Source organism: Pseudarthrobacter sp. CC4, assembly GCF_048957775.1.
GTDB lineage: Bacteria > Actinomycetota > Actinomycetes > Actinomycetales > Micrococcaceae > Arthrobacter.
The window spans coordinates 72,491-83,491 of the sequence record NZ_JARCCZ010000026.1 but is presented as its reverse complement, the minus strand read 5'-3'; the positions used below and the strand labels follow the sequence as shown (position 1 = coordinate 83,491).

12 protein-coding genes, 1 pseudogene and 1 riboswitch are annotated in these 11,001 nt (G+C 66.0%); of the genes and pseudogenes, 9 read left to right on the top strand and 4 right to left on the bottom strand.

The features are described 5' to 3' along the window. From PV768_RS17600 to PV768_RS17585, 4 genes and pseudogenes are all read left to right on the top strand, one after another. Window positions 1–381, top strand: a pseudogene (locus tag PV768_RS17600) (hypothetical protein); the annotation flags it as partial. 173 nt (window positions 382–554) lie between these two features. Continuing rightward, entirely contained in the window at window positions 555–1,661 is a 1,107-nt protein-coding gene (locus PV768_RS17595) for a zinc-dependent alcohol dehydrogenase (protein ID WP_421093703.1), read from the top strand. A gap of 3 nt (window positions 1,662–1,664) precedes the next feature. Continuing rightward, on the top strand, window positions 1,665–2,078 hold the full coding sequence (locus PV768_RS17590; protein WP_323058075.1) for a 6-carboxytetrahydropterin synthase: 414 nt from the start codon (window positions 1,665–1,667) through the stop codon (window positions 2,076–2,078). Between the two features lie 4 nt (window positions 2,079–2,082). Then, complete coding sequence (locus PV768_RS17585) at window positions 2,083–3,150, top strand: glycosyltransferase family 4 protein (protein WP_321215332.1); 1,068 nt, start codon at window positions 2,083–2,085, stop codon at window positions 3,148–3,150. On the opposite strand, the gene PV768_RS17580 is transcribed toward PV768_RS17585, so the two are convergent. Further along, entirely contained in the window at window positions 3,147–3,647 is a 501-nt protein-coding gene (locus PV768_RS17580) for a nucleoside deaminase (RefSeq protein WP_157239183.1), read from the bottom strand. The genes PV768_RS17585 and PV768_RS17580 overlap by 4 nt on opposite strands. Before the next feature lie 83 nt (window positions 3,648–3,730). Between PV768_RS17580 and PV768_RS17575 the strand changes: the two genes are divergently transcribed. The 3 genes from PV768_RS17575 to PV768_RS17565 are packed head-to-tail and all read left to right on the top strand — an operon-like array spanning window position 3,731 to window position 5,595. Beyond that, window positions 3,731–4,513 carry a phosphatase PAP2 family protein gene (locus tag PV768_RS17575; protein WP_157242708.1) on the top strand — a complete coding sequence of 261 codons (783 nt, stop codon included), beginning with the start codon at window positions 3,731–3,733 and terminating at the stop codon, window positions 4,511–4,513. Window positions 4,514–4,525: 12 nt separating this feature from the next. Further along, complete coding sequence (gene upp, locus PV768_RS17570; RefSeq protein WP_157239181.1) at window positions 4,526–5,161, top strand: uracil phosphoribosyltransferase; 636 nt, start codon at window positions 4,526–4,528, stop codon at window positions 5,159–5,161. Window positions 5,162–5,205: 44 nt separating this feature from the next. After that, window positions 5,206–5,595, top strand: coding sequence for a glyoxalase superfamily protein (locus PV768_RS17565; protein ID WP_421093702.1), 390 nt, complete (start codon window positions 5,206–5,208; stop codon window positions 5,593–5,595). A 15-nt stretch (window positions 5,596–5,610) separates the two neighbouring features. Here the strand turns inward: PV768_RS17565 and PV768_RS17560 are convergent, their stop codons facing one another. From PV768_RS17560 to PV768_RS17550, 3 genes are all read right to left on the bottom strand, one after another. Next, complete coding sequence (locus PV768_RS17560; RefSeq protein ID WP_157239177.1) at window positions 5,611–6,306, bottom strand: hypothetical protein; 696 nt, start codon at window positions 6,304–6,306, stop codon at window positions 5,611–5,613. Between the two features lie 5 nt (window positions 6,307–6,311). Further along, window positions 6,312–6,472, bottom strand: a riboswitch (cyclic di-AMP (ydaO/yuaA leader). Window positions 6,473–6,567: 95 nt separating this feature from the next. Next, the gene (locus PV768_RS17555) at window positions 6,568–8,094 is read right to left on the bottom strand and encodes an ATP-binding protein (RefSeq protein ID WP_421093701.1); all 1,527 of its coding nucleotides are present in this window, start codon (window positions 8,092–8,094) and stop codon (window positions 6,568–6,570) included. Between the two features lie 7 nt (window positions 8,095–8,101). Continuing rightward, window positions 8,102–8,842, bottom strand: a complete 741-nt coding sequence (locus PV768_RS17550) for a response regulator transcription factor (RefSeq protein WP_421093700.1) — start codon at window positions 8,840–8,842, stop codon at window positions 8,102–8,104. Window positions 8,843–9,500: 658 nt separating this feature from the next. On the opposite strand from PV768_RS17550, the gene PV768_RS17545 reads away from it, so the two are divergent. Both PV768_RS17545 and PV768_RS17540 read left to right on the top strand, forming a co-directional pair. After that, the gene (locus tag PV768_RS17545) at window positions 9,501–10,367 is read left to right on the top strand and encodes a winged helix-turn-helix domain-containing protein (protein ID WP_323058078.1); all 867 of its coding nucleotides are present in this window, start codon (window positions 9,501–9,503) and stop codon (window positions 10,365–10,367) included. A gap of 76 nt (window positions 10,368–10,443) precedes the next feature. Then, window positions 10,444–10,971, top strand: a complete 528-nt coding sequence (locus PV768_RS17540) for a SixA phosphatase family protein (protein ID WP_321215335.1) — start codon at window positions 10,444–10,446, stop codon at window positions 10,969–10,971. Window positions 10,972–11,001: the final 30 nt, after the last annotated feature.

Here is an 11,001-nt window from a genome sequence, read left to right as displayed (position 1 = left end):
GCACCACCCGGCTGGACCTCACCCACCGGCCGCCACTACACAAGCGAACACCAGGACTGGGAACCACCCCACTGGCCGGAACGGGCTGTGCCGGCAGGGCTCCGCGCGCTTGATGACCTTGCGGAGATGTGGCCACCGCCCAACGACCTTTCGGGGGTGTCGCTGCCCAACGACCTTTCGGGGGTGTCGCTGCCTGATGACTTGTCTGATGCTTGGCCTCTAGCAGCCGGCCGGTCGCTCCAGGACCTGTATCCAAAGGAGGAGTTCCCCGAGGACACTTTTGCTGACTGGTTCATGCCTGGGTACCAGCAGCCCAAGGACCCGCTGCCCGAAGATGTTTGGTGGGAGATGGCCTGCCAGGCAAGCGCTGGCGTCACGTAACGAAGCCCTCTCCGCAATCGTGATGGTGAGGCCTGCCCGGACTGTGCCTCCCGACGGGAACCGGACCGTGCCTCCCGATGGGGAGGAAGCGACGGGGAGGATGCGACGGGACAAGGGGACTGCCGCCGGCCAGCTTTCCCGCGCGCACGTTGACGGCTAGATTCATCAGCAAGATGACTAATCAATCCAGTCCAGCGCATCAATCCAGTCGCACGCACGCAACGGCCTACTGGACCACAGCCAGGGAACATGGCGAGCTCCGGCCCGAGGAGCTGCCTGCCCGCGGGTCGGACGAGGCCCTGGTCCGCGCCCTGTACTCCGGCATCAGCAAAGGCACGGAAATGGTGGTCCATGCAGGCGCTGTTCCGCCCCGGGTTGCCGAGGAGATGAGGGCACCCCACCAGGAGGGACACTTCCCCGGGCCGGTGAAGTTCGGGTACCTCTCCGTCGGGGTTGTCGAGGAGGGTCCGGAGGGCTGGGCGGGGCAGCGCGTCTTCTGCCTTAACCCCCACCAGGACCGCTACGTGGTGCCGGTCAGCTCACTGACGAAGATCCCTGATGACGTGCCCTCCCGCCGGGCAGTGCTCACCGGCACGGTGGAGACCGCCGTGAACGCATTGTGGGAGGCGGGTCCGCGGCTGGGAGACCGGATTGCGGTGGTGGGAGCCGGGCTGGTGGGCGGCATGGTTGCCACCCTGCTGAGGACCTTCCCGCTGCAGCGCTTGCAGCTGGTGGACCTGGATCCGGGCCGGAAGCACCTGGCGGACTCCCTGGGCGTGGACTTCGCCCGCCCGGATGACGCCCTGGCCGACTGCGACATCGTTTTCCACTGCTCTGCATCCCAGGAAGGCCTGGAGCGGAGCCTGCAGCTCGTGGGCGACGAGGGGGACGTCATCGAGATGTCCTGGTACGCCAACCGCGAGGTAACCCTGCCGCTGGGGGAGGACTTCCATGCCCGGCGGCTGTCCATCCGGGCCAGCCAGGTGGGTGTGGTGGCGCGTGCGCGCCGCCACCGCAGGACCAGCGTCGACCGCCTGGACCTCGCCGTCTCGCTGCTGAAGGACCCCGTATTCGATGCCTTCCTCACCGGTACCTCGCGGTTCGCCGAGTTGCCCGGCACGGTGCAGGACCTCGCCCACGGGAAGCTTGAAGCCCTGTGCCACGTCATCGAATACCCCACCGACGAAGGCGGCGGGAACAAAGACCGCGGGAACAAAGACCGCGGGAACAAAGACCCCGAGAACAAAGACCCGCACCAGACCCGAGAAGACCAGAGGTAGTCCATGTTCAGCCTGACCGTCCGCCGCCACTTCATGATCGCCCACAGCCTGCCCCGTGAGGCGTTCGGGCCGGCCCAGGCCCTGCACGGGGCGACTTTTGTCGCCGAGGTGTCCTTCCGCCGTCGGACGCTCAACAAGGACGCGATCGTGCTGGACATCGGCGCCGCTGGCACCATCATCGAGGAGGTCCTGGCAGGCCTGAACTACCGCAACCTGGACGAGCATCCGGATTTTGCGGGCAAACTCAGCACCACTGAGGCGCTCGCGGAATACATTGCCCATTCAGTTGCGGAAAAGCTGCAGAATGACGACGACGGCGGCCGTCTTGAGGGCATCGACGTCACCCTGCGGGAGAACCCGGATGCCTGGGCCACCTACTCGCTGGATCTCCCGGCAGCGGACTCTCCAGCAGCCTGATCCCGTGCCCCGCATCCGCCTGCTGGTACCCGGCAACATCCACCACCATTCCGGCGGGAACGTCTATAACGCGCGGCTGGTGCAGGGCTTGGAGGCCTTGGGGACAGAGGTCGAGGTGATCGCAGTGGACGGCTCCTGGCCTGAAGCCAATGCCCACGCTCGGCGCCGGCTGGGCAGCCTGCTTGGCGCCTGGGAACCGGACGCAGGACTGCAGGGCACCGTGATCCTCGTGGATGGGCTGATCGCCATGGGTGCGCCGGATGAGCTGGAATTCGCGGCCAAAGCCGGCCGGGAAACCTGGGTGCTGGTCCACATGCCTGCACCCGCCCGCTACGGACTTGAGGCAAGGTCCCTGCGTGCCGCCACCGGGGTGCTGTGCACCAGCACCTGGGCCAGGAATGTCCTGGCGGCACGCCATGGCCTACATGGGTTGAAGGTCGCCCTTCCCGGCACCGACCCGGCTCCGCTGGCCCCGGGCTCCACGCCGCCCCATATCGTTGCCGTGGCCGCACTCCTGCCCAACAAGGACCAGTTGCTTGTGGTTGGAGCACTGGGCTTGCTGCAGGACCTCGACTGGACGGCAGCCCTGGTGGGTTCGGACCGGGCAGACGCGGAATACACCGGCAAGGTTCGCGCTGCCGTTCAGGCGAACGGCCTGGGCGGACGGATCCGGCTCACCGGCGAGCTGACGGGCCCGGCGCTCGAAAACGCATGGCTGCGGGCAGACCTCAGCCTGCTGGTCTCCCGCGCTGAGGCCTTCGGCATGGTGGTCACCGAGTCGCTCGCCCGGGGTATCCCGGTGATCGTGCGCGAGGGGACGGGCGCCGTCGAGGCCTTGCGCCTGGGCGCACCGGGTACGGACGACGACGGCGGCCCGCTTCCCGGGGCGAAGGTCGCCTTCCCTGCCGATGACGACCCTGCCAACCCGGCCCTGCTGGCCCAGGTCCTCCGCAGCTGGCTGGAGGACACCGCAACCAGGGCTTCCTGGCGCGAAAGGGCGGTTCAGGCGAGGAGCACGCTGCCGGGTTGGGACCGGACAGCGGCCGTGGTGCTGGACGCCATCAGGAGTTAGAGCCGGTGCCCGGCGAAGAAATCACGCAGCAGCCCGGCACACTCCGCCTCGCGCACCCCGGGATAAACCTCAACCCAATGATTCAGGCGGCGCTCGCGGAGCACGTCGAACACGGATCCTGCCGCCCCCGCTTTTTCATCCCAAGCCCCGAAGACCACCCGCGGAATCCGGGCCAGGACAATGGCGCCGGCGCACATGGCGCAGGGCTCCAGGGTCACCACCAGCGTGCAGTCGGCGAGCCGCCAGCCGTCCCCGCTGCCGCCGTCGAGCACTGAAAGCTGGCGCAACCGTTCTGCCGCCTCCCGGATGGCAACCATCTCGGCGTGGGCGGTGGGATCACCAAGCTCCTCCCGCTGGTTCCGGCCGGAACCCAGCACGGCGCCGTCGGGCCCTATGACCACCGCACCAATCGGCACATCCTCCGTAGCAAGGGCGCGGCGGGCCTCGGCCAGGGCAAGGCCCATCCACGCGTCGTGTTTTTTATCTGCGGAGACCATGGCTCAATGATAGTTTCGTGGGATAACCCGAGCCCGTGACGCCCCAGACGCCGGGAGGCACAGTGAGCACCGTCCGAGACCGCATGGACAAGTGGATCAAGCCCTATGCCGCCTTGTGGCTGACCCTGATCATCGGCGGAACACTGGTGGTCACGTTGGCCCTGCTCGGTGCGGAGGTATACGCGAATGTAGTGGACGAGGAGGGGCTGGCCAGCCTGGATATTCCCGCGCTGGAATACTCCCAGTCGCTGCGGAATCCCGAGGTGGACGCCTTCGCCACCGGCTTTACCAACGTGGGCGGGGGGATCGGCATGCCCATTCTCGCCAGCATCCTCACCGCGTGGCTGACATTACTGAGCAGGACGTGGCGGCCCATCGTCCTGGTGGGCGGCGCTGCCCTCGTTTCCACAACTGCCACCACCCTCGGCAAGCGACTGGTCGGCAGGACCCGTCCGGACCATTCGGAGGCGGTGCCGCCCTATGAAACCACACCGTCCTTCCCGAGCGGACACACGCTGAACACAACTGTGGTGATAGGCGTCCTGGTCTATCTGATGTGCCTCCAGTTCCAAATCCTGTGGGCTAGGATCGCCGCGATAACGGCCGGAGCCATCTTCATCATCGCCATGGGCCTGAGCAGGGTTTTCCTGGGACACCATTGGTTGACCGATGTGATGGCCGGCTGGTTCCTTGGCCTTGCGTGGGTGTCCATGGTGATCCTCGCCCACCGGCTGTTCCACCTGATACGCCGCCGCGAGCACGCGGGCCCTGCGCCCACGTTTGAACACCCCGTCCTCCGCGAGGACCACACCGGGGAGCCGGAGGCCAGCGGCGAAGTGCCGGGGAGGGGGCCGGCGGCCGGGTGATAGTTTTGACCAATGCGCACTCTCGTTGTGGACCACCCGCTGGTCGCCCATAAGCTCACTGTCCTCCGCGACAAAAACACTCCGTCCCCGGTCTTCCGGCAGCTGACGGAGGAGCTGGTGACGCTCCTCGCCTACGAGGCAACGCGCGAGGTCCGCACCGAGCCCGTCACCATCGAAACGCCCGTCAGCACCACCGTGGGCACGGCGTTCACCAAGCCCACCCCGCTGGTGGTGCCCATCCTGCGCGCGGGCCTTGGAATGCTCGAGGGCATGACCAAGCTCGTCCCCACAGCTGAAGTGGGCTTCCTCGGCATGGCCCGTGACGAGGAAACCCTGGACATCATCACGTACGCCGAGCGCCTGCCTGAGGACCTTACCGACCGGCAGATCTTCGTCCTGGACCCCATGCTGGCCACCGGCGGGACGCTGCGCGAAGCCATCAAGTTCCTGTTCAAGCGCGGCGCCTCTGATGTCACCTGCATCTGCCTGCTTGCTGCTCCGGAAGGACTGGCGAAGCTGGAGGAAGAACTCTCCGGCGCCAACGTCACCATCGTGCTGGCCTCCATCGACGAAAGGCTCAACGAGAAGTCCTACATCGTTCCCGGCCTCGGCGACGCAGGCGACCGGCTGTACGGCATCGCAGGCTAAAGCCAGGCCTTTCCTGTTCCCGGCCGCAGGGCTAGCCTGTGCGGATGGACTGGAAACTGGAACTGGTGTTTGTCCCTGTGTCCGACGTGGACCGGGCCAAGGATTTCTACGTCAACAAGGTGGGGTTCAATGCCGATTTCGATCAGCGGCCCACGGACTCCATCCGCTTTGTCCAGCTGACTCCTCCCGGCTCGGCCTGCTCCATCTGCATCGGGGAAGGGCTCACGGACGCGCCTCCGGGTACCGGCTCGAACCTCCAGCTCGTGGTCAGCGACATCCAGGCTGCCTACGAGCACCTGAAGGGCAACGGGGTGGACGTGAGCGAAGTGGACGTGCAGGACTGGGGCCATTTTGTGTACTTCGCGGATCCGGACGGGAACCGGTGGGCCGTCCAGTTCATCCCCGGCCGGGACGCGGGGGAGCAGCAGAAGTAGGTTACTGCATCCCGCCTAGTACCAGTTGTTCGACAAGTGGAAGTTCAGTGCACCACACGGCGACTGGTAGCGCTCCTGGATGTAGTTCAGGCCCCAGTTAATCTGCGTGCGGTAGTTGGTGAGGTAGTCGGCTCCGGCGCTGGCCATCTTCTCAGCCGGCAGGGACTGGACGATGCCGTAGGCGCCGCTGCTCGGGTTGGTGGCCGTGGTGGTCCAGTCCGATTCCTTGGTCCAGAGGGTCTGCAGGCACTGCATCTGGTCCGGAGCCCAGCCATAGGAAGCCAGCTGGCCTGCGGCGTACGCCTGGGCGCCTGCGGGATCATTAACTGCGACGACGGGTGCGGGCTCGGGTGCCGGGGCCGGAGCGGGTTCCGGCGCAGGAGCCGGTGCGGGCTCGGCAACGGGAGCAGGTTCGGCTGCCTGCGGGACAACGTTGATCTGCTCGGCTGCGGGCTCAGGCGCAGGGTTGGCCCGGATTTCGCTCTGCTCCATGCTCAGCTTGGAATGGGACTCCGAAGCCTGCGCCCCGGTGGCTGCCACGCGGGCACCCGTGTCGGTGGCCTGGCCCGCAGCGCCAACTCCAACAAGGAGGGCGCAGGATGCTGCCAGCAGTCCGGCGCGCCGGCCGACGGAGGGGAATTTGCCTGCTGCACGCGTGGAGCGTGCATCCGTGCCTGAATTCGGGCGTGGTTTTACAAGGAACTTGGACATAATAGATCGCCTCTCACACCTGCGGAGTTAGCTGTCGGGTTCGGATGAGGGCATCCGGCCGCACGGAAGAAACACGTGCAGGCTTAACCCCAAGGGCAGTCAGTGCCCGGGACGGTGGGTCCCCCGCCTCTGCCGTTGTTCAAGAGGAATCCGGGAAGTGGCAGAGCTTGGCGTCAACCCGGGATATGCGGCCCGAACGGGGACCGCACCCATTCGACGGTACAGGAGTTCGGCGCATAAGTCACATTTTGGTAACGGAGGTCACGATGACGGCGCGCCGCCTTGTGCCATTCCCGGCATGAGGGGTAGCTGCAGGGCGAACTGCGTGCGGCCGGGTTGCGACGTCACCGTTACCCGTCCGCCGTGGGCCTCAACAATGGACTCGACGATGGACAACCCCAAACCGCTGGTTCCTTCAGCGGCGGACGCGCCGGGCGCGCTGGTCCCCGCACGTGCCGCGTCTGCGCGGGCAAACCGGGCGAAGACCCGGTCCACGAACTCCGGCGGAATGCCGCCGCCGTCGTCCGTTACGGTCACCACTGCGGCGCCCTCCGGCGTTTTCTCCACCCCCGTTACCACCGTGGTTCCCGGAGGGGTGTGCTTGCGGGCGTTGGAGAGCAGGTTCATCAGCACCTGCCGCAGCTGGGACGGATCCCCGTTCACCACCACCGGTTCGTCGGGGAGCTCCAGCCGCCAGGTGTGCCCTGGCGCCATGACCTTCTCATCGCTGACGCCTTCCACCACCAGCTGGGTCAGGTCCACCTCGGCAAGCTTCAGCGGCTGACCCTCGTCGAGCCGCGCGAGCAGCAGGAGATCCTCCACCAAAGCGGTCATCCGTTCCGACTGGCTTTGCACCCGTGCCAGCGACTTCTCCCCGTCCGGAGTGAAGTTTTCCGTCATTCTCATCAGTTCGGTGTAGCCGCGGATGGCGGTCAGCGGCGTGCGCAGCTCATGGGAGGCGTCAGCCACGAACTGCCGGACCTTGGTCTCGCTCTTCTGCCGCGCCTGCAGCGCATTCGCAACGTTGTCCAGCATGAGGTTCAGCGCGTGCCCCACGCTGCCCACCTCAGTTCCAGGGTTGGAGTTCGACGGCGGGACGCGAACGGCAAGTGCCACCTCGCCGGCGTCCAGGGGCAGCTGCGAAACCCGGGTGGCCACCTCGGAGAGCTGTTCAAGGGGCTTCATGGTGCGGCGGATCAGGACCGTGCCCACCAGCCCGATCAGGAGCAACCCGCCCAGCGAGACGAACACGAAGGTCCACACCAGGGACGTCAGCGTGCTCTCCTTGGCGGCCAGGGGGAGCCCTGTGACCAGGACGTCGCCGAAACTGGTCTTGACCGCAATCAGCCGGTAGTCGCCGTTTGAGAGCGTGCGGTCAACGGGCCGGGCATCGGTGGCCAGTGCGAGCAGGACCTGCTTGTCCTCGGAGGACAGCGCAGAGCGCGTAGTGTCCGGGGCCAGGAAGCCGGCGCTGTTGACCTGGCCGTTGAGGATGCGGGCGTTCAGTGTTCCCACGCTTTGTCCGCGGGAATCCAGGGGGTCCCTGCCGTTGAAGCCGCCGGAGGGAAGCCGGCCGGGATCGTTGGAGCGGGTTGCGGCCTGGCTCAGCTGCTCGTCCAGCTGGCGGGTGAGGAAGGAGTCCATCGAGGCGTAGCTGGCTACGCCCACCGCACCGCAGATGGCGATCAACAGCGCCATGGCCAGCAGGATAAGGCGTGTGCGCAAGTGCCAGGTGGCGGGTTTGAGCCAGCTCCGGGGCTGCGGCTCCGCGGTGTGCACGGAGGTCATGGCGCGCCTACTCCGCCGGCTTGATGACGTACCCGGCGCCCCGCACGGTGTGGATCATGGGCGGGTGCACGGCGTCCACTTTCTTGCGCAGGTAGGAGATGTAGAGTTCCACGATGTTTGCCTGCCCGCCGAAGTCGTAGTTCCACACCCGGTCCAGGATCTGGGCCTTGCTGATGACGCGCTTTGGGTTCTCCATGAGGTAACGCAGCAGCTCGAACTGGGTGGCCGTCAGCTGGAGCTCCTCGCCCGCGCGGGTCACCTCCCGGGTGTCGACGTTGAGCACAAGGTCTCCCACTACCAGTTCCGCAGTGTCCATGGCGGCAACTCCGGAGCGCTGGACCAGCCGGTGCAGCCGCAGCAGGACTTCCTCCATGCTGAAGGGTTTGGTCACATAGTCGTCGCCGCCGGCAGCGAGGCCCACGATCCTGTCCTGGACCGCGTCTTTGGCGGTCAGGAAAAGCGCGGGAACCTCGGGTGCGAAAGCGCGGATCCTGTTCAGGACCTCGACGCCGTCGAACCCTGGAATCATGACGTCGAGGATCAGGACGTCGGGGCGGAAGTCCTTGGCCAGCTTCACCGCTTCCGGGCCGTCGGCAGCTACTGCCACGGACCAGCCCGCCATGCGCAGCCCCATGCTCATGAGTTCAGAGAGGCTGGGTTCGTCATCCACGACGAGGGCCCTGATGGGGGAGCCGTCCGGATGGGTGAGTTTGGGGAGGTTGTTTGTCATGGAGTGCGACGTGGCCATGGGACAACTTTCCGATTATTGGTTTAAGCCCGGCTATGGCGTTCCTGTGACCAAGCTGTGAATCCCAGCCTAGCGAGCTGGATGCCGGAAATGCGGCCGCTCCTGCGTGGCCGCTGCTGCGGGATTGCCGTCGCGCGGCAGTTTTCCGGGAAAATTTCTTGTCCGAAAACGCGGGCGGCTGGACACGCCAGCAAGGCGGTGAGTGGGATTTCCCTATCAGTCCCAGTCTTGAATATTTTCGACGGGAAGCACCATGCTGTCGAACAAAATTCTGCCTAGGGGCGGAATCGGACGCCTCCAAGGGATAACAAGCGTTATTTTTATGGCTCCGCCAGAATCGTGATTTGCAGCACATTAGCCCAGTTCGTCTCATTATGCGGACGATCGCGTCCATTGTTACTTGCAAGTTGGCATTGTTACGCTGCACACTTCCAATGTGAACAAGAACTCAACAGCACCTGCATACGCAGAATATTGGCCCAGCACATCCGCTGCTGCCGACATGCGCTGTTTCGAATGCACGCCTGACCTTCCCACCCTCCGAAGTTCTTAGGCATTCGCCCCCAGCCCAGCGTCGGGCGCCCCTCCCCAGTTCGCATTGCGGGGAAACCCAGCATTCGGGCCGTGATGACGGCCATTCACATTGAGGTAAGCACTTATGTCAGTTGCATCCGGATACGTCCACATCTCTGTCCGTAACGCCGCCAAGGCGGGCCAGCAGACCGGCCTCCGCCCCGGCTTCGGCCCCCGCCCTGCCCTTGCTCCCTCTGCTTCCGGAAGCAACTTTCCCGCCCAGGGCTACGCGCCCCAGGGCTATAACCCCAATTCCTACGGGCAGCTCCGTGCCGTCCAGCCTGCCGACGCGGCACCGATGACGGCCCCCACTCCCGTAGTCGCCGGTCCGGCTGCTGTCCGGCCTGTCGCCAATGACAACGTCGCCCGCGGATTCGTGCTCTACATGGGCATCGACGAGGAAACCGCGGCGGCCGCCGGGACCTCCATCGCCAAGCTGGCCCAGGAAATCCGCGCCTACGCCCAGTCCCTGGTGTCCGGGGCCGAAAGCTACGCAGCCGTCGCCGTGGCCCCCGCAGGCACTCCCGGTTCCGCGCTCGACGTCGTCCGTTCCACGTTCGGTGACCCCACCGTCAACACCCGCCCGCGCACTGACGCCGCGCGTCCCGCGCAGGCCCAGGAGCCGCGCCCGTCCGGTGTCCTGATCGACCTCGCCCGCCGCGAAGTCCACCTGGACGGCGAGTCCCTCAACCTGACGTTCAAGGAGTTCGAGCTCCTGAACTACCTTGTGGAGAACGGAACCCGCACCGTGGGCCGCGATGAGCTCCTGGAAGGCCTCTGGCGCAACGCCGAAGAGGTCCCCAACGAGCGCACCATCGACGTCCACATCCGCCGGCTGCGCTCCAAGCTGGGCCGCCTCGCCAACACCGTGCGCACCGTCCGCGGCCAGGGATACCGGTTCTACGAACACCCCGAAGTGGTTGTCTGGGCCGCTCCTGAATACTCGATCTAGCACTAACCTCAAGGGCGCGCTCTCTGCGTATGTGCCCTCCGTGCCTGGCTTGGGCGGCGGGCTATAGGCTAGGGCCATGAGTGGGCACCATCTTCGACGGCTTGTGATCATGCGCCATGCCAAGGCCGACTGGCCGGGCGGGGTGGCCGACCACGAGCGTCCGCTGGAGGAGCGCGGCCACCGGGAGGCGCCCCTGGCCGGCCGCTGGTTGCTCAAGCACAACATCGTCCCGGACTTCATCCTCTGCTCCAGTGCCCTGCGGACCAGGCAGACCTGCACCTGGGTGTGCTCGGAGCTGGGGGACAAAGCGCCTACCCCCAAGCTTGAGGACGGGCTGTACGCTGCCTCAGCACTTCGGATGCTGACGGTCATCAACCACGTTCCGGACACCGTGACCACATTGATGGTGATTTCACACCTGCCGGGGGTCCAGGACCTGGCAATGCACCTCGCCTCGCGGGATTCCGACCACCATGCCTACATGGACGCTGCCACCCGGTACCCCACCAACGCCCTCACCGTCCTGGAGACGGAGAAATCCTGGGCCGAACTGGACGGACAGGACGCCCGCATCACCAAGTTCAAGGTTCCCCGGGCCCACTAGCCTGGCGCCCATCCTGCCGGGCCGGCAGGA